This is a genomic window from Amycolatopsis sp. NPDC114504, assembly GCF_055633595.1.
Window position 1 is genome coordinate 29045 of record NZ_JBVKDU010000005.1, and the last position, 22300, is coordinate 51344.

Annotated in this window: 23 protein-coding genes; 14 read left to right on the forward strand and 9 right to left on the reverse strand. The window is 72.9% G+C overall.

Annotated features, from left to right (window positions below):
• The first annotated feature begins 103 nt into the window (after window positions 1–103).
• Window positions 104–2017, forward strand: coding sequence for a molecular chaperone HtpG (gene htpG, locus ACZ7PG_RS36280; RefSeq protein ID WP_470243697.1), 1914 nt, complete (start codon window positions 104–106; stop codon window positions 2015–2017).
• A 53-nt stretch (window positions 2018–2070) separates the two neighbouring features.
• On the opposite strand, the gene ACZ7PG_RS36285 is transcribed toward htpG, so the two are convergent.
• Complete coding sequence (locus tag ACZ7PG_RS36285; RefSeq protein ID WP_470243698.1) at window positions 2071–3510, reverse strand: glycoside hydrolase family 76 protein; 1440 nt, start codon at window positions 3508–3510, stop codon at window positions 2071–2073.
• Between the two features lie 162 nt (window positions 3511–3672).
• On the opposite strand from ACZ7PG_RS36285, the gene ACZ7PG_RS36290 reads away from it, so the two are divergent.
• On the forward strand, window positions 3673–4329 hold the full coding sequence (locus ACZ7PG_RS36290; RefSeq protein ID WP_470243699.1) for a phosphoribosyltransferase: 657 nt from the start codon (window positions 3673–3675) through the stop codon (window positions 4327–4329).
• Between the two features lie 58 nt (window positions 4330–4387).
• Window positions 4388–4822 carry a DUF6292 family protein gene (locus tag ACZ7PG_RS36295; RefSeq protein ID WP_470243700.1) on the forward strand — a complete coding sequence of 145 codons (435 nt, stop codon included), beginning with the start codon at window positions 4388–4390 and terminating at the stop codon, window positions 4820–4822.
• Between the two features lies 1 nt (window position 4823).
• Here the strand turns inward: ACZ7PG_RS36295 and ACZ7PG_RS36300 are convergent, their stop codons facing one another.
• On the reverse strand, window positions 4824–4937 hold the full coding sequence (locus ACZ7PG_RS36300) for a VOC family protein (protein ID WP_470243701.1): 114 nt from the start codon (window positions 4935–4937) through the stop codon (window positions 4824–4826).
• Window positions 4934–5347, reverse strand: coding sequence for a hypothetical protein (locus tag ACZ7PG_RS36305; RefSeq protein WP_470243702.1), 414 nt, complete (start codon window positions 5345–5347; stop codon window positions 4934–4936). The genes ACZ7PG_RS36300 and ACZ7PG_RS36305 overlap by 4 nt, the downstream gene beginning before the upstream one ends.
• A 310-nt stretch (window positions 5348–5657) precedes the next feature.
• Between ACZ7PG_RS36305 and ACZ7PG_RS36310 the strand changes: the two genes are divergently transcribed.
• The 6 genes from ACZ7PG_RS36310 to ACZ7PG_RS36335 all read left to right on the forward strand — a co-directional run bounded on the left by ACZ7PG_RS36310 (window position 5658) and on the right by ACZ7PG_RS36335 (window position 12697).
• A complete protein-coding gene (locus ACZ7PG_RS36310) occupies window positions 5658–6830 on the forward strand; it encodes an FUSC family protein (RefSeq protein WP_470243703.1) in 1173 nt (390 codons plus the stop codon).
• 248 nt (window positions 6831–7078) lie between these two features.
• Window positions 7079–7693: a DUF47 domain-containing protein gene (locus ACZ7PG_RS36315; protein ID WP_470243704.1), complete on the forward strand. Its 615-nt coding sequence runs from the start codon at window positions 7079–7081 to the stop codon at window positions 7691–7693.
• A complete protein-coding gene (locus ACZ7PG_RS36320) occupies window positions 7694–8689 on the forward strand; it encodes an inorganic phosphate transporter (RefSeq protein WP_470243705.1) in 996 nt (331 codons plus the stop codon).
• A 66-nt stretch (window positions 8690–8755) separates the two neighbouring features.
• Complete coding sequence (locus ACZ7PG_RS36325) at window positions 8756–9940, forward strand: zinc-dependent alcohol dehydrogenase (protein WP_470243706.1); 1185 nt, start codon at window positions 8756–8758, stop codon at window positions 9938–9940.
• Between the two features lie 73 nt (window positions 9941–10013).
• Entirely contained in the window at window positions 10014–11087 is a 1074-nt protein-coding gene (locus ACZ7PG_RS36330) for an NAD-dependent epimerase/dehydratase family protein (RefSeq protein WP_470243707.1), read from the forward strand.
• A 17-nt stretch (window positions 11088–11104) separates the two neighbouring features.
• Window positions 11105–12697 (forward strand): phytoene desaturase family protein, encoded by a 1593-nt coding sequence (locus tag ACZ7PG_RS36335; RefSeq protein ID WP_470243708.1) that lies wholly within the window; start codon window positions 11105–11107, stop codon window positions 12695–12697.
• Window positions 12698–12845: 148 nt separating this feature from the next.
• Here the strand turns inward: ACZ7PG_RS36335 and ACZ7PG_RS36340 are convergent, their stop codons facing one another.
• Entirely contained in the window at window positions 12846–13310 is a 465-nt protein-coding gene (locus ACZ7PG_RS36340) for an SRPBCC family protein (protein ID WP_470243709.1), read from the reverse strand.
• A gap of 81 nt (window positions 13311–13391) precedes the next feature.
• On the opposite strand from ACZ7PG_RS36340, the gene ACZ7PG_RS36345 reads away from it, so the two are divergent.
• Both ACZ7PG_RS36345 and ACZ7PG_RS36350 read left to right on the forward strand, forming a co-directional pair.
• Window positions 13392–14378 (forward strand): YihY/virulence factor BrkB family protein, encoded by a 987-nt coding sequence (locus ACZ7PG_RS36345; protein WP_470243710.1) that lies wholly within the window; start codon window positions 13392–13394, stop codon window positions 14376–14378.
• Window positions 14379–14382: 4 nt separating this feature from the next.
• A complete protein-coding gene (locus ACZ7PG_RS36350) occupies window positions 14383–14760 on the forward strand; it encodes a VOC family protein (protein WP_470243711.1) in 378 nt (125 codons plus the stop codon).
• Here the strand turns inward: ACZ7PG_RS36350 and ACZ7PG_RS36355 are convergent.
• From ACZ7PG_RS36355 to ACZ7PG_RS36370, 4 genes are all read right to left on the reverse strand, one after another.
• Complete coding sequence (locus tag ACZ7PG_RS36355; RefSeq protein WP_470243712.1) at window positions 14676–15110, reverse strand: hypothetical protein; 435 nt, start codon at window positions 15108–15110, stop codon at window positions 14676–14678. The two genes, ACZ7PG_RS36350 and ACZ7PG_RS36355, sit on opposite strands and share 85 nt — an antisense overlap.
• A 133-nt stretch (window positions 15111–15243) precedes the next feature.
• Window positions 15244–16257 (reverse strand): DNA topoisomerase IB, encoded by a 1014-nt coding sequence (locus ACZ7PG_RS36360; RefSeq protein ID WP_470243713.1) that lies wholly within the window; start codon window positions 16255–16257, stop codon window positions 15244–15246.
• 40 nt (window positions 16258–16297) lie between these two features.
• Window positions 16298–17122: an endonuclease/exonuclease/phosphatase family protein gene (locus ACZ7PG_RS36365; protein WP_470243714.1), complete on the reverse strand. Its 825-nt coding sequence runs from the start codon at window positions 17120–17122 to the stop codon at window positions 16298–16300.
• Window positions 17119–18621, reverse strand: a complete 1503-nt coding sequence (locus ACZ7PG_RS36370; protein ID WP_470243715.1) for an FAD-dependent oxidoreductase — start codon at window positions 18619–18621, stop codon at window positions 17119–17121. Before ACZ7PG_RS36370 ends, ACZ7PG_RS36365 begins: the two co-directional genes overlap by 4 nt.
• 195 nt (window positions 18622–18816) lie before the next feature.
• Here ACZ7PG_RS36370 and ACZ7PG_RS36375 point away from each other — a divergent pair, with 195 nt between their 5' ends.
• Window positions 18817–18990 carry a hypothetical protein gene (locus ACZ7PG_RS36375; protein WP_470243716.1) on the forward strand — a complete coding sequence of 58 codons (174 nt, stop codon included), beginning with the start codon at window positions 18817–18819 and terminating at the stop codon, window positions 18988–18990.
• A 50-nt stretch (window positions 18991–19040) separates the two neighbouring features.
• Window positions 19041–19757 (forward strand): ATP-binding protein, encoded by a 717-nt coding sequence (locus ACZ7PG_RS36380; RefSeq protein ID WP_470244706.1) that lies wholly within the window; start codon window positions 19041–19043, stop codon window positions 19755–19757.
• A gap of 126 nt (window positions 19758–19883) precedes the next feature.
• On the opposite strand, the gene ACZ7PG_RS36385 is transcribed toward ACZ7PG_RS36380, so the two are convergent.
• Entirely contained in the window at window positions 19884–20966 is a 1083-nt protein-coding gene (locus ACZ7PG_RS36385) for a carboxylate-amine ligase (protein WP_470243717.1), read from the reverse strand.
• Window positions 20967–21104: 138 nt separating this feature from the next.
• On the opposite strand from ACZ7PG_RS36385, the gene ACZ7PG_RS36390 reads away from it, so the two are divergent.
• Window positions 21105–22292 carry an amidohydrolase gene (locus ACZ7PG_RS36390; RefSeq protein ID WP_470243718.1) on the forward strand — a complete coding sequence of 396 codons (1188 nt, stop codon included), beginning with the start codon at window positions 21105–21107 and terminating at the stop codon, window positions 22290–22292.
• The last annotated feature ends 8 nt before the right edge of the window (window positions 22293–22300 follow it).

Below are 22300 nucleotides of genomic sequence, written 5' to 3' on the forward strand. Positions count from 1 at the left end.
CTACATTGCGTTCATAAAGTGCGCGACCGGGTGAGCACCGGGAATGTCGGACCGCCTCGGTAGGATCGGCCCGCTCGGCACCCCGCACCGGAAAGGACCGGAAGTGACCACCCCGATCGAGACGCTCGAGTTCCAGTCGGAAGCGCGTCAGCTGCTCCAGCTGATGATCCATTCGATCTATTCGAACAAGGACACGTTCCTGCGGGAGCTCGTGTCCAACGCCTCCGACGCCCTCGACAAGCTGCGGCTGGAGTCGTACCGCGACAAGGACCTCGGCGCGGACACCGAAGACCTGCACATCGCGCTCGAGACGAACCCGGCCGAGCGGACCCTGACGGTGCGCGACAACGGCATCGGCATGACGCGCGACGAGGTCGTCGCCCTCATCGGCACGATCGCCAAGTCCGGCACCGCCGACTTCCTGAGCAAGCTGAAGGAGGCCAAGGACGCCGCCGCGTCGCAGGACCTCATCGGTCAGTTCGGCGTCGGGTTCTACGCGAGCTTCATGGTCGCGGACAAGGTCACGCTGGTGACCCGCAAGGCCGGCACCACCGAGGGCGTCCGCTGGGAGTCGTCCGGCGAAGGCACGTACACGATCGAGCCGGTCGAGGACGCGCCGCAGGGCACCGCGGTCACGCTGCACCTCAAGCCCGAGGACGCCGAGGACCACCTCTACGACTACACGTCCCCGGCGAAGGTCCGGGAGATCGTGAAGAAGTACTCCGACTTCATCACCTGGCCGATCCGGATGGCCACCGAGGCCACCGACGCCACCGAGGGCGAAGAGCCGAAGGTCGAGACCGTCAACTCGATGAAGGCGCTGTGGGCGCGCTCGTCGAGCGAGGTCACCGAGGCCGAGTACCACGAGTTCTACAAGCACGTCAGCCACGACTGGCAGGACCCGCTGGAGACCATCCGGCTGCAGGCCGAGGGGACGTTCGAGTACCAGGCGCTGCTGTTCCTGCCGTTGCACGCGCCGATGGACCTGTTCCTGCGGGAGCGCAAGCGCGGCGTCCAGCTGTACGTGAAGCGCGTCTTCATCATGGACGACTGCGAGTCGCTCGTCCCCGAGTACCTGCGGTTCGTCAAGGGCGTCGTCGACGCCCAGGACCTCTCGCTGAACGTCTCGCGGGAGATCCTGCAGCAGGACCGGCAGATCCAGCTGATCCGCCGTCGCCTGGTCAAGAAGGTCCTCTCGACGGTCAAGACGATGATGACCGCCGACGCCGAGAAGTACGCGACGTTCTGGCGGGAGTTCGGGCGGGCGGTCAAGGAGGGCCTGCTCGACGACTTCGAGAACCGCGAGGCCATCCTCGAGATCTCGTCGTTCGCTTCGACGCACGACGCGGAGAAGCCGACTTCGCTGCGCGAGTACGTCGAGCGGATGAAGGACGGCCAGGAGCACATCTACTTCATGACCGGCGAGTCGCGTTCGTCGATCGAGAACTCGCCGCACATGGAGGCCTTCCGCGCCAAGGACTACGAGGTGCTGGTGCTGACCGACCCGATCGACGAGATGTGGGTCGACGCGGTGCCGGGCTTCGACGGGAAGCAGTTCCAGTCGATCGCCAAGGGCCAGGTCGACCTCGAGTCGGACGAGGACAAGAAGGCCACCGAGGTCGCGCGCGAGCAGCAGAACAAGGACTTCGAGGGCCTGCTGTCGTGGATGGGCACGGCGCTGGGCGAGGACGTCAAGGAGGTCCGGCTCTCGTCGCGGCTGACGACGTCGCCGGCGTGCATCGTCGGTGACACGCACGACCTGTCGCCGACGCTGGAGAAGATGTACCGCGCGATGGGGCAGGAGCTGCCGCCGATCAAGCGGATCCTGGAGCTGAACCCGGAGCACGGCCTGGTGACGGGCCTGCGCGAGGCGCACACGGCTCGTCCGGAGGACGAGGGCCTGGCCGAGACGGCGGAGCTGCTGTACGGGATGGCGCTGCTCGCCGAAGGCGGCGAGCTGGGCGACCCGGCCCGCTTCATCAAGCTCCTGGCCAGCCGCCTGGAGAAGACGCTCTGAGAGGTCGTGAGTGAGAAACAGTGTTCTAACCCTGTTTCTCACTCACGACCCGGTCAGGGGGCCGCGTTCATCAGGTCGAGGGCGCTTTGCTGGCGCGCGGCGTCGGCCTGGTCGAACGGGCCGGCCCACAGCAGGCCGTACGCGTCCGCGCTGTTCCGGTCGTTCGCGTAGGCCGAGTTCGCCTGCCGCTGCAGGTAGGCCGTGTACGGGTGGTCGGACAGCACCTTGTTCAGGGCCGCCAGATCCCGGGCGTACACGCCCTTGAACGTCGGCCCGTCCGCGCCGCCGCCACCCGCCGACTCGCCCGGGTCGCGGAGGATGCCGCCGGGGTTCAGCGAGCCGTTCGTCGTGGACGCGTTCGCCATCGCGCGGGCCTTCGTCAGCAGGCTCGCGTCCCCGGTCGCGCGGTTCAGCTCGGTCAGCGCCGCCAGCGGCACGCCCTGGTTGTACGACCAGACCGCCTGGCCGTTGTTGGCGCACGACGTGGTCAGCCCGTCGTTGACCAGGTTCGAGCCGTTGATCATGCCGCTGCCGGCGAACCAGGTCCAGCCCGCGCGGGCGCGCGCCAGGTACGTCGTGTCGCCCGCGATGCGGTTGTGCAGCGCCGCGTTGAGCTGGATGTACAGCGAGTTCGGGATCGCGTTCTTGTAGGTGCGGCTCGTGCTCCACCAGACTCCGCCGCCGCAGACGCCGTCCCAGTAGGCGAACATGTGGTCCGCGTCGGCGCGCGCGGTGTTCAGGTACTTGCTGTCGCCCGTCAGGTCGTACGCGTCCACCCACGCCAGGCCCCACCAGCCCGTGTCGTCGATGTAGTCGTTGCGGAACTGGCCGCCCTGCGCGCCGAGGTTCTTCGTGTACGTCGTGTCGATCGCGTAGCGGTAGCTGTCCATGCCGCTGATGCGGGCGTTGTCGATGACCGCGGTCAGCGCGTTGGCCGAGTTCCACCAGCCGGTCGTGTCGAAGAGGCCGGTGCCCTGGTTGTAGCGCTCCATCAGCGCCGTCGCGGCCGCGGTGCGCCGGTCCCAGGCGTTCCACGTCGGGCGGGCCCACCCGGTGCAGGCGATGCTCCCCGAACCCGCGGGCTGCCCGCAGGCGCGCAGCAGGCCGACGCCGCGGTTGTTCCAGTCGTCGGCGTTGTACATCAGGGTCCGCCAGCCGGTCGACCCGGACGGCGTCGCCGTGTCGCCCAGCTTGCTGCCCGACGCCCACGTGCGCCCGGCGTCGAACGAGCGGTCCAGCCAGACGTGGTCGCCGGCCGCACCGCCGGTGATCGCGGCCCAGCCCATGTCGTCGCCGTCGTCGAGGTGCAGGGACAGCCGGCGGCCGCTGATGGACGCCGACGCGCCTTCGCGATCGCCGGGGGAGAGGGCGGGATCCCTGGCGTCGCAGTACTTGTCACAGATCGTCGCCAGCGGTGCCGCGGCGGCGGGCGAGGGAGCCGGAGTGGGGGTGGCCGCGAGGACCACGGACAGCAGGGGGAGGAGGAGGTTCATCGGTCACCTTCCGCGCTGAAGGGCGATGTCTCCATTCTCGGGAGCTAATAATATTGGTCCAGTCCTCACCGAGACAGGTTTCGGACAGGAATTCACGCACTCCGCGCTCTCTCGTCGGGCCTGAGCGGGCTTACCCTGGCGACCGACGCGGAGGGAGCGGGGATGGCCGGTCAGCGGGTCTTCGCCGATCGCGAGCACGGCGGCCGCCGGCTGGCCGACGAGCTGGCGCGCCGCACCTGGACCGGTCCGCTCGTGCTCGGCCTCGCCCGCGGCGGCGTGCCGGTGGCCGCCGTCGTCGCGCGGCGGCTCGGCGCCGAACTGGACGTCGCGGTGGCGCGCAAGATCGGCGCGCCCGGCCGGCGCGAGTTCGGCGTCGGCGCGGTGACCCCCAACGGCCCCGCGATCTACGACGAGGCGATCCTGCGCGGGCTCGAGCTCACCGCCGCCCGGATGGCGCGGGCGGAGCGCCGGGAACGCGCGGAGGCACGCCGCCGGCTCGGGCGCTACCGGGACGGCCGGCCCGCCATCGGCGTCACCGGTCGTGACGTCATCCTCGTCGACGACGGGCTCGCGACCGGCGTCACCGCGACGGCGGCCCTGCGCGACGTGCGGGCCGGGCACCCGCGGACCGTCGTGTTCGCGGCGCCGGTCGGTGCCCCGGACGCGGTGGCGGGGTTGCGGCACGAAGCCGACGACGTCGTCTGCGTGACCGAACCGCCGGACTTTCGCGCGGTCGGCCAGTGGTACGCGGATTTCCGTCAGACGAGTGACGAAGATGTCCTTGACCTGCTGCTCCACCTGGGGGAACAGCGGGGTTGACGGGCTGGGCGGCGGGGTACCACCCGGCGGGGGTTCCGACCGGATGGGCAGGCGCGCGATGATCGAACGGGACGGGCTCGGCGCGGCGGCGCGCGGGCTGAGGCAGTACCTGCTGGCCGTCGCGGCCGAGCTGGACGCGCCCGCCTGGTTCTGCGAGGTGGACGCACCCGCCACGGCGTACCTCGCGCTGGAGCAGCGGCTGGCGCGGTTCCCGGAGCACGAGACGGCGCTGCTGTGGGACGAGCGCGACGGCTGGGCGGCGGCGGTGGAGTCGGCGACGGGCGAGGACGTGGTGGTGCTCGCGTACCTCGGCGAAGACGTGTTGCCGTCCCCGAGGACGGTGGTGGCGTTCGTGCGAGGTCTCTACGGCGACAGCTACCCGGGCCAGCCGGACCCACCGGACTTCCGGAGACCCGGGGCCCAGGACGGCTTCGACGAACGCCTCGCGACGTACGCGAGCGACGACGTCTGCCTGCCCGAGGGCCAAGCCTGAGTCAGCGCGGCCGGAGAACCTTCGCGCCCAGCAGTACCAGCCGCTCCACCTCCGCGCGCTCGTCGCGGGACCCCGGGGCGAGGTCGAGGTGCAGCCGGTTCTTCACCGTGCTCACGCCCCCGTCACCACCCGGTTGATCGCCGCGGCGACCAGGTCCGGTTCGGCGACCGTGACCGTCAGGCCCGGGTGGCGGATCAGGCCCCACGGGTCGATGCCCGGCACCGGTTCGTGGAACCGCACGCACACGCCGCCGCCGGTCGTCGTGCCGAAGGTCAGGCCGCGGTCGGCGAGCGACAGCCGCACGCCGAGACCGCGAAGCGGGCTGTACGGACCGCCGGCCTCGGCGCCCGCGACGTTGCTCAGCGGGGTCGAAACGAGCCACGGCCCGAGCCGGACGCGCAGGCCGCCGGCGTCGAGCTCCAGCCCGCTACGGGGACCCAGCGCGCGGCGCAGCCACGGGAACCGGACCGCGAACCCGGCGTGCAGGCGGTGCTGGACGACGACCGCCGTCTCGCCGTTCGTCATGCGCCGCCGCCGACCGGGCGCAGCCAGGCCGCACCGATCCGAGAGCGGGTCTCGGCGGACGTCATGGGACCTCCTCGCGCAAGGGGGAGGGGCCGGACGGCGGGGCTGGGAGATCCGTCGTCCGGCCCGCGGCCGGGACCCGCGCCGGTCCCTGCAGCCGGAACGCGAGCCCCTGGTCTCGGGGAAACTCTCTTCGGCGGCTACCACGTCCTCGACGGACTAAACACGGGATCCGAAGTGGACGGGAGAACCCGGCGTGTCGACCGCGGGGCGCGCGGGTAACCGGACAGGGACACGAAGCGAGGTGGGGATGACCGGACGGCGTGCCCGCGTCCGCGCGCTCCGGCTGAAGGCGGGCGACGACGTGAAGCGCGGCCTCGCCGCCGCGTTCGCCCCGGCGGAAACCGAGCAGCACGACCGGACTCCCGTGACGTGGATCGCCCGCGCGCTGCGGGTGCCGGGCCGGGAACGCCGGATCGTCGTCCAGGCGGCCAAGGCCACGCTGGCCGCGACCGGGGCGTGGCTGCTGGCGACGCTGTTGCTCGAGCTGCCGCAGCCGTTTCTCGCGCCCTACGCGGCCATCTTCCTGGTCGAGGCGACGGTGTACCGGTCGCTGCGCGGGTGGCTCCAGCAAGTCGGGTCGGTGGCGACCGGCGTGCTCCTCGCGGCCGTGGCCGGTCGGCTGATCCCGTCGCAGGCGGTCGCGCTGGCCGTCGTCGTCTTCGTGGGGCTGCTCGCGGGGAACTGGCGGCGCTTCGGCACCTCGGGGGTCTGGGTCGGCGTCACCGGCATGCTGCTGGTCTCCTACGGCACAGCGCGGGACTCGGCGCTGATGGGCGACCGGCTCCTGGAGACGGCGCTGGGCGCGGCGATCGGCGTCGCGGTGAACACCCTGATCTTCCCGCCGCTCTACGGCGAACGCCTGGCCACCGCGGCCGACCGGCTCGGGACGGCGCTGGCGGACCTGCTCGAGTCGCTGTCCGACCTGGTCCGCCGGGACGAGCCGGGGAACCTCGACGACCTGCTGTCGCAGGCCCAGGACGCGCGGAGCCAGGTGCTGGCGGCCGAGGAGGCGGCCGGCCTCACGCGGGAAGGGCGGCGGCTCAACCTGCGCCGCGGCCGCCCGAAGGCCGGGGCGCGCCACGAGCGTCCACTGCGGACACTGATCGCGTTGTGGCCTTCGGTGGCGCAGCTGATCGCCGCGGTCCGCACCACGGCGGTCCGGCGCGAACAGCACCCGTTCGAATACCCCTGGCCGGACGCGCGGGACGCGCTCGCGGACCTGGTGCACCTGCTGGCCGGCGCGGTCCAGTCGGTGGCGGTGGCCGGCGAGCCGGTCGACCTGGAGGAGTGCCGCGCGCTGCTGGAGAAGCTGGAGCTGCGGCTGGTGACGGCGGAGGGCGACGGGGTCCCGGCCCGCCTCGGCCTGGGCACGATGACGCTCCCCGCCCGGCTCCTGGTGGAGAAGCTGGAGGACCGCTGACCGGCTCAGCGGACGGCGACGGCTTCCGCCTCGGCGCGATACCGGCGGCAGGCCGTACAGACCAGCGTCGCGTTCGCCGAAGGGGTCGAGCTGCCGGTACGCGGCCACCCGGCTCCGGTCCCCGCAAGCCCGGCGCGCCTGGTCATCGTGCCTCCGCGCGCCGGGTGCGGGGCCGGGCAGTACGCTCGGGCGCCGGATCGGGGGGTACCCGGTTCGTGGCGGTCGCGTCGACGAAGGGACGGCTTTTCATGCGCTTCACCCCGCGGGGTACCCGGTTCTTCGACCTGCTCACCGACGCCGCGAGAAACCTGGTGACCGCCACCGCGGTGCTGCACGACCTCGTCGCCGCCCAACCGGCCGATCGCGAGCCCCTCGCCAAGCGCCTGCACGAGGTCGAGCACCAGGGCGACGAGCTGATGCACACGATCATGGTGGAGCTGAACAGCTCGTTCGTCACCCCGTTCGACCGCGAGGACATCCAGGCGCTGGCCGGGAAGATCGACGACGCGCTCGACTTCATGGACACCGCCGCGGACCTGGCCGTGCTGTACCGCATCGAGGCGTTCCCGCCGGGTACCGACCTGCTGGTGCGGGTGCTGTCCCGGTGCGCCGAGCTGACCGCGGCCTCGATGCCCGGCCTGGCCAAGGTGGGCGACCTCGAGCCGTACTGGATCGAGATCAACGAGCTGGAGAACGAGGCCGACCGGATCTACCGGCGGATCCTGGCGCACCTGTTCGAGCCCGGTGGCGACGCCCTCGAGGTGCTGAAGACCAAGGAGGTCGTCGAGCAGTTCGAGCTGGCGGCCGACGCGTTCGAGCACGTCGCCGACGTGGTGCAGACCATTGCCGTCAAGGAGTCGTGAGTGACGGGCACCGCCGCCCTGGTCGTCGTCATCGTCCTGACGCTCTTCTTCGACTACACCAACGGTTTCCACGACGCGGCGAACGCGATCGCGAGCGCGGTGTCGACGCGGGCGCTGACCCTGCGCGCGGCGCTGCTGCTGGCGGCCGTGATGAACCTGGCGGGCGCGCTGCTGTCCACCGGCATCGCCGCGACGGTGGCCAAGGGCATCATCGACGTCCCGGCCGGCCCGGACGCGCTCACCGTCGTCTTCGCCGCGCTCGCCGGGGCGATCACCTGGAACCTGACGACCTGGTACTTCGGGCTCCCGTCGTCGTCCTCGCATTCGCTGATCGGCGGGATGGTCGGCGCCGCGCTGGCCGCCGCGAGCACCGTGCACTGGGCCGGGATCGGCGAGAAGGTGCTGATCCCGATGGTCGCGTCGCCGCTGCTCGGGCTGGGGCTCGGCTACTTCGCCATGGTCGCGGCGCTGTGGCTGCTGCGCCGCGCCAACCCGCACCGCAGCGGCCGGGTGTTCCGCCGGTTCCAGATCCTCTCGGCGTCGGCGCTCGCCCTCGGCCACGGTCTCCAGGACGCCCAGAAGGGCATGGGCGTGATCGTCCTGGCGCTGGTGGCGGCGGGTGAGCAGAAGACGTTCGACGTCCCGCTGTGGGCCACCTTGCTGTGCGCCGGGGCCCTGTCGCTGGGCACCTACTCGGGCGGGCTCCGGATCATGCGGACCCTGGGACGACGGGTGTTCCCCCTGGACCCGCCGCACGGGTTCGTCGCGGAGTCGGTGGCGTCGTCGGTGCTGTACGTGACGGCGTTCGCGGTGAAGGCTCCGATTTCGACGACCCACGTGATCACGGCGGCGATCATGGGCGTCGGCGCGACGCGGCGGCTGTCGGCGGTGCGGTGGGGGATCGCCCGCGACATCGTCCTGGGCTGGGTCCTGACGTTCCCGGCCGCGGCGGCCGTCGCGGCGGCGGTGTACCTGGTGGCCGACGCGCTGACCTGAGGGGCGTTTGCCTGACCCGCGTGCGGGAAACCGGGTCCGAGACCCGCACGCGGACAAGGGAGAGCCATGAAGGCAGTGACCTGGCACGGCAAGCGCGACGTCCGCGTCGAGGACGTACCGGACCCCAAGATCGAGGAGTCCACCGACGCCGTCATCCGCGTCACCTCGACCGGGATCTGCGGCTCCGACCTGCACCTGTACGAAGTCCTCGGCGCGTTCATGACCGAAGGCGACATCCTCGGCCACGAGCCGATGGGGATCGTCGAAGAGGTCGGGGACGCCGTCACCGGGATCAAGCCCGGCGACCGCGTCGTGATCCCCTTCAACATTTCCTGCGGCCACTGCTGGATGTGCGAGCGCGGCCTGCAGTCCCAGTGCGAGACCACCCAGGTCAAGGAGCAGGGCAAGGGCGCCGCGCTGCTGGGCTACACCAAGCTCTACGGCCAGGTTCCCGGCGGCCAGGCCGAATACCTGCGCGTCCCGCAGGCGCAGTACGGCCCGATCAAGGTCCCGGACGGCCCGCCGGACGAGCGGTTCGTGTACCTCTCCGACGTCGTGCCCACCGCGTGGCAGGCCGTCGAGTACGCGAACGTCCCGGCGGACGGCACGGTCGTCGTCTTCGGGCTCGGGCCGATCGGGCAGATGGCCTGCCGCATCGCGCGGCACCGCGGCGCCGGCCAGGTGATCGGCGTCGACCTCGTGCCCGAGCGGCTCGCCCGGGCCCGCGAGCACGGCGCCACCGCCATCGACACCCGCGACCACAAGGACATCGGCGACGGCATCCGCCAGCTCACGAACGGCCGCGGCGCGGACTCGGTCATCGACGCCGTCGGCATGGAGGCCCACGGCGCCCCGATCGGCAAGCTTGCGCACAACTTCGTCAACCTGCTGCCGCAGCAGCTCGGCGCGAAGATCACCGAGAAGGCCGGCATCGACCGCCTGAGCGTGCTGTACGCGGCCATCGACAGCGTCCGCCGCGGCGGCACGATCTCGCTGTCCGGCGTCTACGGCGGCATGGTCGACCCGATGCCGATGATGGAGCTGTTCGACAAGCAGGTCCAGCTGCGGATGGGCCAGGCCAACGTCCGGCACTGGCTCGACGACATCATGCCGGTGCTCACCGCGGACGGCGACCCGCTCGGCGTCGAGGGCTTCGCCACGCACAAGCTGCCCCTGCAAGACGCGCCCCGCGCGTACGAGATCTTCCAGAAGAAGCTCGACGGCGCCCAGAAGATCCTGCTGCAGCCGTAGTCACGCCGACGACGGCGGATCCCGCGCGACCTGGTCTGAGTTTCGCCGCCGCGACACGGGGTACGCGTCGGGTGTGCGCATCGTGATCACCGGAGCCACCGGCAACGTCGGAACGGCCCTGCTGGACGCCCTCGAACCCGGCCACGACGTGGTCGGGCTGGCCCGGCGGCTGCCCGACACGACGGCCGAGCCCTACCGCGCCGCGGGCTGGCGCGCCGTCGACATCGGCGAGCCCGGTGCGGACCGCGAGCTGACCAGCCTGCTCGAGGGTGCCGACGCCGTCGTCCACCTCGCCTGGGCGATCTCGCCGGTGCGCGGCGATCCGCCGATGTGGCGGACCAACGACCACGGCACCCGGCACGTCCTGTCGGCGGTCGCGGCGGCTCGGGTGCCGCACCTGGTCGTCGCGTCGTCCGTCGCCGCCTACGGACCGGCGCCGCGCTGGGAAAAGGTGCCCGAAACGCATCCGTGCACCGGGATCGCCTCCAGCGCCTACAGCCGGGGCAAGGCCGCGCTGGAGACCCTGCTCGACCGGTTCGGAGAGCGCCACCCCGAGGTGGGGGTGGCGCGGCTGCGGCCGTGCGCGATCCTGCACCGGCGCGCGGCCGGCGAGTTCGCGCGCTGGCTGCTCGACCCGGTGGTGCCCGCCGGCCTCGTCGGCGGCCGCGTGCTGCCGGTTCCGCTGTGGACGGACCTGCGCGCGCAGATCGTGCACACCTCCGACGTCGCCGAGGCGATCCGGCTGATCCTTGACGCCCGTTTCACCGGCCCGGTCAACCTCGCCGCGCCCGAGGTACTCGACGCCGACGCGCTGGCCGCGGTCCTCGGCGGCGTCCGCGTGCCGGTCCCGAAGCCGTTGGTGCAGGTCGCGGCGCGGGCCGCGTGGTGGACCGGCGCGCTGCCGCTGCACCCGGGCTGGCTCGAGCTCGCCGACCGGGCCGCGCTCGGTGATCCGGCGCTGGCCAAGATCGAGCTGGGCTGGCAACCTCGGTACGACGCCGCGTCCGCGCTCGCCGAGCTGGTCGCCGGGCTCCGGTCGGGCGCGGGGGCGGCGAGTGCGCCCCTGGCCCCGCCGCGCCGCGACGGGGCACTGGCCCGGCTCCGCTCCCTCACGCGGGTCGGGCCGAGCCACCAGTCACAGTCCTGATCGCCGGGAGGCCGCCAGTGAGTACCGAAGCCGTCGACGCCGTCGTGATCGGCGCCGGGCACAACGGCCTGGTGGCGGCGAACGTCCTGGCGGACGCGGGCTGGTCGGTGCTCGTCCTGGAGGCCACGGAGCACCCGGGCGGCGCGGTGCGCACCGCCGAGGTCACCGAACCCGGCTTCCGCAACGACCTGTTCAGCGCGTTCTACCCGATGACGGCGGTGTCACCGGCGATCAAGAGCCTGCGGCTGGAGGAACACGGCCTGCGCTGGCGGCACGCGCCCGACGTCCTGGCGCACGTCCTGCCCGACGACCGGAGCGTGGTGCTCTCGCGCGACGTCGACCGCACTGCGGCGTCGGTCGAGGAGTTCGCGCCCGGCGACGGCGACGCGTGGCGCCGGCTGTTCGAGCAGTGGCGGGACATCCGCGAGCCCTTGCTGAACGCGTTGTTCACGCCGTTCCCGCCGGTCCGCCCGGCGCTGAAGTTGCTGCGCCGCACCGGCTCGGCCGACGCGTTGCGCTTGGCCCGTATGTTGACGCTGCCGGCTCGCCGGTTCGGGGACGAGCTCTTCGACGGCGAAGGCGCCCGGCTCCTGGTGGCCGGGAACTCCGCGCACAGCGACCTTTCCGTGGACAACGCGGGTAGCGCGGTCTTCGGCTGGCTGCTGGCGATGATCGGGCAGGACGAAGGGTTCCCGGTGCCCGAAGGCGGCGCCGGCGAGCTGATCTCGGCGTTGGTGCGCCGGCTGGAGTCCCGCGGCGGGAAGGTCCACTGTGGACGTCCGGTGCGGGAGATCCTCATCGGTGACGGCCGGGCTTTGGGCGTGCGGGACAGTTCGGGGTCTCCGGTGCGGGCCCGCAAGGCCGTGCTGGCCGACGTCCCCGCGCCGGTGTTGTACCGCGAGCTGGTGGGGGAGCAGTGGCTGCCGTCGCGGCTGGTCGAGGACCTGGGCAAGTTCGAATGGGACAGTGCGACGGTGAAGGTGGACTGGGGGCTGTCCGGCCCGATCCCGTGGACGGCCGAGGGGGCGCGGGGCGCGGGGACGGTCCACCTCGGCACGGACCTGGACGGGCTGTCGGCGTTCGGCGGCGAGCTCGCGCGCGGCCGGACCCCGCGTCGCCCGTTCCTGCTGCTCGGCCAGATGACGACGACGGACCCGACGCGTTCGCCGGCGGGCACGGAGGCGGCGTGGGCGTACACGCACGTGCCGCGCGGCACGATGGAGAGCCGCGCGGCCCTGGAGCGGCGGGCGAAGCGCATCGAGGAGACGGTCGAGGCGAACGCGCCGGGGTTCACGGGTCTGATCAAGGCCCGCTACGTCCAAGGGCCGGCGGAGCTGGCGGACCGCAACCCGGGACTGGTGGGCGGCGCGATCAACGCGGGGACGACGGCGATCCACCAGCAGCTGTTCTTCCGCCCGGTACCGGGAACGGGCCGCGCAGACACCCCGGTCGACCGCCTGTTCCTGGCAGGGGCTTCGGCCCACCCGGGAGGGGCGGTGCACGGTGGGCCGGGGGCGAACGCGGCCCGGGCGGCGCTGGCCCGGGCGGGGCGGTTGGGCGGCGGGTACGCGGCGGTGATCCGCGCGGCGCACCGCGCGATTTACGGCTGACTCCGGCGCGGGGCGGCGGCCCGGGTGTGCGGTGGTGATCCGGGCCGCGCACCGCGCGATCTACGGCTGACTCCGGCGCGGGGCGGCCGACCATCGTGACCAGCCGCCGCGCCGGCCTGCGACGCTTGCCGAGGGCAGCGGTTCGGCACTAAGGCCGCGGGTGGCCGCTCTTGGCTCTGGCGTGCTTGCCCGTCGCCAGGTCCGCCAGCCGGGCCAGGGACTCCGTGTTGCGTGGCTTCACCAGCAGCGACTGCACCGCCGCCGGCAGCACCTTCCCCGGGCCGCGGACGATGTGCTCGGTCATGCGGACCAGGGTTCCTTCGCCGTGCGGGACGAGTGTGAGCCCGACCGCCGCCGCGCCGAGGGGCCAGCCTCGGGCCTCCAGGGACAGCGAAAGCCCCGGCTCGACCGCCCGGACCACCGTCTCGTCCTGGATGTGCACCGGCCACGGGCCCACGCTGTGGTGGATCCGCGCGCCCACGGCCGGCCAGTCGAGGTCTACGTCGCGGATGTGAGAACTCCCGACCACCCAGCCGGCGTAGAGCCAGCCGTCGGCGAGCACCTCGAACACGGCCTCGGGTGGCACGTCGATCACACGACTGACCTCGGTCACGGTTTCCTCCTGCTTGTCGGGACGAATCAGGAGTACCCCGTCGTGGACGGGGTATGCCCGCCGCGGAAAGCGGAGGTGGCGATGGTGGCCGGACGACGAAAAACACCCGACGGGCCGGGTGAGCTGTCCAAGTCGACGTGGGGCGGGGTGCTCAAGCGCACGTTCAAGCAGTTCAACCGGGACAACCTGACCGACTGGGCGGCGGCGCTCACCTACTACGCCGTGCTGTCGCTGTTCCCGGGCATCATCGTGCTCACGGCGATCCTCGGACTCCTGGGCCCGAGCGCGATCCAGACCGTGATCGACAACATCAACCAGGTCGTCCCGGGACAGGGCAAGGACATCCTCGTCGGTGCGATCAGGGAGCTGGCCGGCTCACGCGGCCTGGCCGGGCCGCTGGCGATCATCGGCCTGCTGGGCGCGCTGTGGTCGGCGTCCGGTTACGTCGGCGCGTTCATGCGCGCCTCGAACTCGATCTACGGCATGCCCGAAGGACGCCCGATCTGGAAGACGATCCCGCTGCGGATCGGGCTGACCGTCGGCATCGTCGTGCTGCTGGCGGCGTGCGCGCTGGGCGTGGTCGCGACCGGCTCGGTCGCCCGCCGGATCGGCGACCTGATCGGGCTCGGCTCGACCGGCGTGCTGGTGTGGGAGATCGCGAAGTGGCCGGTGATCGCGCTGCTCGTCAGCCTGGCGTTCGCGTTGCTGTACTGGGTGGGGCCGAACGTGCGGCAGCCGGGGTTCAAGTGGTTGACGCCGGGCGGGCTGGTGGCCGTGGTGCTGTGGGTGCTGGCGTCCGCGGGATTCGCGTTGTACATCGCGAACTTCGGTTCCTACAACAAGACCTACGGTTCGCTGGCCGGGGTGATCGTGTTCCTTGTATGGTTGTGGATCTCGAACCTCGCGGTGCTGCTGGGGGCGGAGCTGGACGCCGAGGTCGCCCGCGGCCGCACGATCGAGGCGGGGCGCGAGGAAGACCAGGAGGAGCCGTTCCTGCCGCCGCGCGACACGAAGGCGATGGACGACGACGAAGCCGCGGCTGTGGCGAAGGAAACCGAACGGAGCTGAGCGGATGGCCTGCCGGATCACCGAACTCGTGCTGGACTGCCGGGACCCGGACCGGCTCGCCGAGTTCTGGTGCGCGGTGCTCGGCTACGAGGTCATCGGCCACGAGCCCGACGGTCTCGAGCTGGGCCCGCCCGGCGGCCGCTTCGGCCAGGGGCCGCCGACGCTGGTGCTGGCTCGGACGGAGAACCCCCGCCGCGGGAAGCTGCCGCTGCACCTGGACGTGAGCCCGGCGGGCGGCGACCAGGAGACGGAGCTGGCGCGGCTGCTGGCACTGGGTGCGCGGCCGGCCGACGTCGGTCAGGACGGCAGCGAGTCCTGGGAAGTGCTGCAGGATCCCGAGGGGAACGAGTTCTGCTTGCTGCGCACGGATGTGGGAGCCTGACGGCCGTCGGCACCGACCGGGGGCTCGGCCGCGCAGCGGCGCCACGACACGTGGTCCCCGGCCCGGTCCGCGTGCCACACCTGAGTCTCTTCGGACTCCCACGTCGGCAGCAGCCGCCCCGTGACGACGCGTCCGCGGGCGACCCGGCCGAACAGTTCGACCCCGTCGGCGCGCCGGGCCGCCGGGATCCACGCCGGAAACCTCGTCCCCGGCAGCTTCCGCTCGATCCACTCCCGGGCCGAGCCCTCGCTCCCGTGGTCGGACTCGACGATGCTCGACACCGGCCCGCCGCCGCCGACCGCGAGGCCGATCGACGCGCGCCAGCGCACGGGGGAAGCATCGGGGTTCATCGGTCCCAGGTTCCCGGACTGGCGGGTCGGCGGGCCAGTACACGGACGGGTGGATCGGCGCTCACTCACCGTGTCTCCTGTCACTCGTCAGCTCCGGATCACCGGGCGGTTTCCCCGACCGGGTGACGTTCAATCACGCGCGGCTGAGCAATCGCGCGCACGCCTTCTCCAGCACCGCCCGCGCGTCGTCCCCGTCGACGCGGGCCGCCCGCTTCAGCGCCGCCGCGATCGTGCGCTCGCCGCGGTACGCCTCGACCAGCCTCGGGTCCACATAGGACGCTCGGCACACCGCCGGGGTGTTGCCGAGCGCCCGCGAAACCTCCTTCATCACGCCCGCCTCCGCGCGCTTGCGGGCGGTCTCCGACGAGGGCGGGTCCGCCGCGGCGAACGCGGCCGCCGCCAGCACCGTCGCGTTCCACGTGCGCAGGTCCTTCGCCGTGCAGTCGTCGCCGGCCAGCTCCTTGAACCGCTCGTTGACGTCGGCCGCGTGCACCTCGTGCCAGGTCGGGCCCACGCGGTGGACGAGCAGCCGGTCGCTGCCGGACCGGCTGCGCAGCAGGGACTTCACCACCGAAGCCAGCGCGGCGTCCCGGATCGCCACCTCGCGGTCGAGACCGCCTTTGGCGACGTAGCGGAACCGGCACTCGTCGCCGCGGACCGACGCGTGGGACCGCAGCAGCGTCGCGACGCCGTGGGTGCCGTTCTCCTCCGCGTACTCCTCGCCGCCGGTGCGGAAGATCCCGCGGTCGAGCATCCGCAGCGCCGCCGCGAGGACCCGCGTCCGGGTGAGCCCGCGCCCGGCCAGGTCGGCCTCGACCGCCGCCCGCCACTCCGGGAGCCGGCGGGCCATCGCCAGCACGCGGTCGTGCTTCTCCTCGTCACGGTCCCGGCGCCACTGCCCGTGGTAGAGGTACTGGCGCCGCCCCGCGTCGTCGGTCCCGACGGCCTGGACGTGCCCGTTGGGGTGCGGGCAGATCCAGACGTCGCGCCAGGCGGGCGGGATGACCAGGTCCTTGATCCGGTCGAGCAGCTCCGCGTCGGCGACGGGCTCGCCGTCGGAGGAGGTGTAGGAGAACCCTCGGCCGCGGCGGACCCGCCGGATGCCGGGGCCACGCAGGTCGCTGCGGCGGAGTCGGGTGCGTCCCATCGGCGCGAATACCCGCGCCGCGCGCCGGGAAACCCGGTCGTCACCCCGGCCAGGCGCCCGGCGGGTGCGGTGGGACGGTCAGCTCGGCGAACACACCGTAGTGATCACTGGCCTGGACGCCGTCGATCGCGTCGACCAGCACCCGGCGGCACGCGGAGACGGCGAGGGGCGGTCCCCACGGGCCGCCGCGGACCAGCACGTAGTCGATCCGGCGGCCCGTCTCCAGGGGCATGTCACCGGCGCGGACCAGCGCGTTCGCCGGGGTGAACGTGTGCCCGGGCTCCTCGGGGTACCGGCTCGCCCAGGCGTCGGTGTAGCAGACGCTCGTGCCGTTCAGCGCCTGCTTGCCGGTCAGGAACCGGATGCTCGCCGAGTCCGGCGTCGCGTCCAGGTCGCCGAGGAGCACCACGTGCTCTTCGGCGCGGGGGAGCAGCTCCTCGACGAACCGGGCCGCCCGCAACGCCTGCACCTCGCGCTCGGCTTCGTAGCTGTAGGGCCAGCTCGGCTTGTGGTGGACCATCCACAACGGACCCCACGGCGGCGGCGCGAGCACCTGCGCCACGACCGTGGCGCACCAGGCCGGCCGGATCGCCCGTCCGGCGGGCCGCTGGTCGATCTCGTGGGTCTCGCCGATCGGCCACCGGCTCGCGAGCGCCGCTCCCACGCCGTCGGAGACGCCGGCGTGGGCCACGACGTGCCAGCCGTCGCCGAGCAGCTCCGCCACCCCGTCCGGGGCGATCTCCTGCAGCGCCACGACGTCCGGTTCCAGGGCCCGCAGGCGCCCGGCGAGCAGGCGGCGGCGTTCCGGCCAGCCGGCGTACTCGGGCGCGAGCACGTTCATCGTGAGGACGCGCAGGACGCTCATGCGGGCCCGCGACGCAGCGGGCGGACCGCCGGGCCCTGCACGACTTCGCCGTCGACGCCGAACCGCGACCCGTGGCAGGGGCAGTCCCACGTCCGTTCCGCGTCGTTGAACGAGACGAGGCAGCCGAGGTGCGTGCAGTGCGCACCGACGGTGTGCAGCCGTCCGGCTTCGTCGCGGTGGGCGGCGACGAGCTCGCCGCCGACGCGGACGACCTCCGCGTCGCCGGGACGGAGGTCGTCGAGCTTGTCCGACCGCCACAGCGCGGCGACGTGGTCGCCGATCAGGTACCGCGCGACGGTGAGGTTGTCCTCGGCCACGCCGAGCACCGAACGGGCGTCGAACCGGTTGGGGTCGAACAGGTCCGCCGCCGGGTGCGGCTCGCCGAGGATCCGCGCCGCGAGGACGTGCCCGGCCGCGGTGCCGCCGGTCATGCCCCACTGGCCGAAGCCGGTGGCCACCCAGAGGTTCTTCGTCCCCGGCAGATACCGGCCGATGTAGGGCAGGCCGTCCGGAGTGGACATGTCGTGGGCCGACCAGCGGTGGGTCACGCGGTGCAGGCCCGCGTGCGCGTCCGCCCAGTCCGCGAGCCGCCGGTACCGGCGCTCGACGTGCACGTGCGCCCCGACCCGGTAGTGCTCGCCGCCGGCGATCACGATCGGTGTGCCCTTCTCCGTGTACCCGCGCACGGAGTGGTGCGTGTCGGCGTCGAGGAACATGCCGTCCGGCAACGCGTTCCCGGACGCCGGGCCCGCCACGACGAGGTCGCGGACCGGCTCGAGCCGGGCGAAGTACAGGCCGCGGTCGAGCACCGGGTAGTGGGTCGCGACGACGACTTCGCCCGCCACGACGTCACCGCGTGAGGTGCGGACCGTCTGGCCGTTGAGCGCGGTCGCGCGGACGTGTTCGACGACCGTGCCGCCCGCGCGCTCGATCTCGGCGGCGAGGGCGAGCAGCCACCGGCGCGGGTGGAAGTGCGCCTGCCCGGTGGTCCGCACGGCGCCGAGCGCGGGCACGTCGAGCGCGACCTCGCCGACGAAGGACGCGGCCAGTCCGGCCGCCGCGGCGGCGTCCGCCTCCCGCTTGAGCGAGTCGACGGTGCCTTCCCGCGTCGTGTAGACGTAGCTGTCTTCGCGGGTGAAGCCGCAGTCGATCCCGGCCTCGGCCGCCGTCGCCGCGATCCACTCGAGGGCGGCCGTCTGCGCCGTGGCGTAGGTCCTGGCCGCTTCCGCGCCGTGACGGGACGTCAGCTCCGCGTACTTCGCCCCGTGCTGGGCGCTGACCTTCGCCGTGGTGTGACCGGACACCCCGGCGGCGACCCGCTCGGCCTCCAGCACGACGACCGAGCGGCCGGCGCGGGCGAGCAGCAGGGCCGTGGTGAGCCCGGCGATGCCCGCCCCGAGCACCGCGACCTCGGCCTCCGCGGGGACCGGCACCCCCGTCCGGTCCGGCGCGGGCGCGGTGTCGACCCAGAGGGAGAGCGGTTCGGGCAGTGCGGCCATGCGCGCGGGGTGCCCGCTTCCCGTGCGCCGAAACCAGGCCGTACGGACCGTTCGGGCCCGGGGCCCCGCCTGCCGTGGGCGGGGATCCACGACGCGCTGCCGTTCGCGACGGGTGACCATCGGGTTTCGCCCCGTTGCCGCCGGGCTACCCGTGGGCAAGGCCGGGCGCTAACGTGGTGGCAGGAGGTGGTGACCGTGCCCGCGTCCCTGCGGGACAACGTTGTCGTCGGCGCGTCCGGCGGCGACGTCGATGCGCTCCGTGCGCCGGCCCGGTCGCTCGACTTCCCCGCTTCGATCCCGGTCACCGTGCACCTGTCACCCGGCCCGGCCCCGGCGATGGCGGACGCGCGGGACGGGCCTGTGCCGTGAGCGCCGTGGCCGGTCACGTGCACCTGGCTCCGCGGTACCGGGCCGGGGCGATGACCGCCGTCGTCACCGGGGTCCTCGACGTCGAGTCGTACCCCGACCTCCGCGACGGGCTGCTCAAGCTGGCCGCGGAAGCGCCGGACGCGCTCATCGCGGACATCGACGGGCTGGCCATCCGCGACCCGGCGCTGGTGACCGTGTTCTCGCTGGTCGCGATGCGGATCGGCGACTGGCCGGGCATCTCGTTCACGGTCGTCACGGGCCATCCCGAGCACCGGACGATGTTCGCCGACCGGACGGTCGACAGGTTCGTGCCGGTGCACGGCGACCGCGAGTCGGCCGAGCACCAGCTGTCCCGGCCCCGGCGTCGCCGGGCCGCGCAGCTGCTGGCCCGGTCGGCGAACTCGTCGGCCCTCGCCCGCGACTTCGTCCGGCGGGTGTGCGCCGAGTGGGAGGTCCCGGACTTCACCGACGACGCGCTCCTGGTCACGACGGAACTGGTCGAAAACACGATCCGGCACACGGATTCACCCCCGCGGCTGCGGCTGGAACTGCGCAACGGCATGTTCAGCGTGGCGGTGAGCGACGACGACCCGAAGCAGGCGGTCCTGCGCGAGCGGCTCAGCGCCCTCGAACCGGGCCTCGGGCTGCGCATGGTCGCCCAGGTCGCGAAGGTCTGGGGCTGCAACCGGTCGTGGTCCGGCGGCAAGGTCGTGTGGGCGGTGCTGACCAGGCGAACCAATCCCCTCGGCGGCCACGACGGCGGGTAGGAGCCCGCCACGACATCTCCGGGAGCACCGAGCTCACCGCGCCGGCCGAAGTCGCGTTCGGACTGTCCGAACGCGACCCCGGCCGCTCACGTGCCGCCGAGCGCGCTCCGGTTGCCCGGAACGTGGTCAGTCGGTCAGCAGGTCGACGACCGCTTCCGCCCGGTTCTCCGCGGCGAAGGCGCGCCGCTGGCGGTCGGCGCCGCCGCCCTCGGCGACCAGCCGCGCCGTTCCCTCCCGGGCGAAGTCCAGGTCTCCCGCCGCCTCCAGCGCCGGCGCGATCAGCTCGATCAGGTCGTCGAGCACCACCTTCGCGGGCTCCAGGTCGCCGGTCCGCGGGTGCGGGCAAGGCCCGGTCACCCCTTCCTTCGACGCTCGCCAGAGCTGCCCGCGCAGTACCTCGTTCGACAGCTCCGGCGACGGGACGCGCTCGGCCAGCGCGGTCGCGACCAGACCTCGCGCCAGCACTCCCAGCAGCACCGCTTCGACGGGCGTGGCGGCGACGTCGGCGATGCGGAACTCGAGCGTGGGCTGCTTCTCCGACAGCCGGACGTCCCAGTAGATCATCCCGCGGTCCAGGATCGCCCCCGAGCGCAGCCAGCCGTCGACGACGCTCTCGTACTCGTCGAGCGACGCGAACCGCGGCGGCGGCCCGGCGGAGGGCCATCGGCTCCACTGGTGGTACCGCCAGCTGGCGTAGCCGGTGTCGTAACCGTCGACGATGGCCGAGTTCGCGGTGATCGTCAGCAGCGCCGGCAGCCACGGCCGGACGCTGTCGAGGACGTGGATACCGCTTTCCCGGTCGGGGATCGCGACGTGGACGTGGCAGCCGCACGTGAGCGAAGTCCACGCGGTGGCACCGAAGTGGTCGGCCATCCGCTGGTAGCGCGGGTTCGGCGTGATGCGTGGCGGCTCCACTTCGGACAGTGGTGGCGCGCCGGCGGGCAGCAGCCGGTAGCCGCGCTCCCGGGCCGACCGGCCCAGGTCTTCGCGCAGCCCGGTCAGCCGGCGCAACGCCTCGTCGTGCGTGCTGCAGACGTCGGTGGCGGCTTCGGCCTGCGACCGGTTCAGCTCGTGCTGCACCTCGCCCCGGACGTCCGCGGCGGCTTCCGCGGCGTCGACGACGTCGTCGCCGGCCTGGGAAAGGTGGCCACGCCGGTCGACGACGAAGAACTCCTCTTCGATGCCGAAAGTCAGCACGTCTGGATTCACCGGTGTTCTCCTGGGGGTGGGGGAGCCGGAGGAATACCCGGGCGCGGTGGGGCGCAAACGGCGTTCCCCGGCGGCGAATGGACCTCGTGCAAGACTGGCAGTGGCGTGATCGTGCCGGTTGGGGGTATTCCGGTGGGCATGGAATGGCACGAAGAGCTGCACGAGCGGGCGGACGAGCGGATCGAGCGGCTGGACGACCGGCTGTGGGCGGTCGCCACCGCACTGCACGAGCGGCCGGAACTGTCCTATGCGGAACACGCGGCCGCCGAGCGTCTGACGGCCGAGCTGGGCGCGGACGGCTTCGAGGTCGAGACCGGCGTCGCGGGCCTGCCGACGTCGTTCGTCGCGCGGGCCGGGAGCGGGCGGCCGTGCGTCGCGCTGCTGCTGGAGTACGACGCGCTGCCCGGACTGGGGCACGCGTGCGGGCACAACCTGATCGCCGCGGCCGGCCTCGGGGCGGCGCTGGCCGCGAAGGAGATCCTCGCGGACAGCCCGGGCTCGCTGCTCGCCGTGGGGTGTCCCGCCGAGGAACGCGGCGGCGGCAAGGTGGCGCTGGCCGAGGCGGGCGTCTTCGACGACGTCGACGCGGCGTTGATGATCCACCCCGGCGTCCACTCGTGGTCCTGGGCCCCGCTGACCGCGCAGGTCGAGCTGAAGGTGACCTTCCACGGCCGCGCCGCCCACCCGACGGGCGACCCGGAGGCCGGTGTCGACGCGCTCGCCGCGCTGATCCAGGCGTTCGGCGCGATCGCCGCCCTGAGCCGGCGGCTGCCCGCGAGCTCCCACGTCCAGGGGATCATCACCCACGGCGGCGAGGCGACGAACATCGTCCCCGACCGCGCCGAAGGCCGCTTCGGGCTCCGCGCGCTCACGACCGGCGCGCTGGACCGCCTGGTCGAAGACGTGACGACGGCCGCGGAGGGCTCGGCGCTGGCCACCGGCGCGAAGGTCGACGTCGAACGCCTCGGGCGCGGCTACGCGCACTTCCGCGACAACCCGGTGCTGTCCGAGCGGTTCACCGAGCACCTGGCGGCACGCGGGATCCACGCGACGCCGCCGGAGCCGGGGGTGTACCCGGGTTCGTCGGACATCGGCGACCTCAGCGCCCGCGTCCCGGCGATCCACCCGTTCGTGGCGATCACGGCGGAGGAGTACGCGGTGCACACGGAGGAGTTCGCGGCCGCGTCGGTGAGCGCCCGAGGGCGAGCGGCGATGCTGGCCTCGGCGGCGGCGCTGGCCCGCACGGCGATCGACCTGCGGACGCACCCCGCGCTGGTCAGCCGGGCCTGGGACCACTTCCGGGAGATGCGGCGGAACGGGCGCTGAGCACACGC

What these genes read in the sequence shown, in the direction of transcription:
- ACZ7PG_RS36310 (WP_470243703.1), top strand. Translation starts at nt 5,658, where the DNA reads ATGACCGGACGGCGTGCCCGCGTCCGCGCGCTCCGGCTGAAGGCGGGC.
- ACZ7PG_RS36295 (WP_470243700.1), top strand. Translation starts at nt 4,388, where the DNA reads ATGATCGAACGGGACGGGCTCGGCGCGGCGGCGCGCGGGCTGAGGCAG.
- ACZ7PG_RS36380 (WP_470244706.1), top strand. Translation starts at nt 19,041, where the DNA reads ATGACCGCCGTCGTCACCGGGGTCCTCGACGTCGAGTCGTACCCCGAC.
- ACZ7PG_RS36370 (WP_470243715.1), bottom strand. Translation starts at nt 18,621, where the DNA reads ATGGCCGCACTGCCCGAACCGCTCTCCCTCTGGGTCGACACCGCGCCC.
- ACZ7PG_RS36390 (WP_470243718.1), top strand. Translation starts at nt 21,105, where the DNA reads ATGGAATGGCACGAAGAGCTGCACGAGCGGGCGGACGAGCGGATCGAG.
- ACZ7PG_RS36350 (WP_470243711.1), top strand. Translation starts at nt 14,383, where the DNA reads ATGGCCTGCCGGATCACCGAACTCGTGCTGGACTGCCGGGACCCGGAC.
- ACZ7PG_RS36365 (WP_470243714.1), bottom strand. Translation starts at nt 17,122, where the DNA reads ATGAGCGTCCTGCGCGTCCTCACGATGAACGTGCTCGCGCCCGAGTAC.
- ACZ7PG_RS36315 (WP_470243704.1), top strand. Translation starts at nt 7,079, where the DNA reads ATGCGCTTCACCCCGCGGGGTACCCGGTTCTTCGACCTGCTCACCGAC.
- ACZ7PG_RS36345 (WP_470243710.1), top strand. Translation starts at nt 13,392, where the DNA reads ATGGTGGCCGGACGACGAAAAACACCCGACGGGCCGGGTGAGCTGTCC.
- ACZ7PG_RS36325 (WP_470243706.1), top strand. Translation starts at nt 8,756, where the DNA reads ATGAAGGCAGTGACCTGGCACGGCAAGCGCGACGTCCGCGTCGAGGAC.
- ACZ7PG_RS36360 (WP_470243713.1), bottom strand. Translation starts at nt 16,257, where the DNA reads ATGGGACGCACCCGACTCCGCCGCAGCGACCTGCGTGGCCCCGGCATC.
- ACZ7PG_RS36305 (WP_470243702.1), bottom strand. Translation starts at nt 5,347, where the DNA reads ATGACGAACGGCGAGACGGCGGTCGTCGTCCAGCACCGCCTGCACGCC.
- ACZ7PG_RS36355 (WP_470243712.1), bottom strand. Translation starts at nt 15,110, where the DNA reads ATGAACCCCGATGCTTCCCCCGTGCGCTGGCGCGCGTCGATCGGCCTC.
- ACZ7PG_RS36290 (WP_470243699.1), top strand. Translation starts at nt 3,673, where the DNA reads ATGGCCGGTCAGCGGGTCTTCGCCGATCGCGAGCACGGCGGCCGCCGG.
- ACZ7PG_RS36285 (WP_470243698.1), bottom strand. Translation starts at nt 3,510, where the DNA reads ATGAACCTCCTCCTCCCCCTGCTGTCCGTGGTCCTCGCGGCCACCCCC.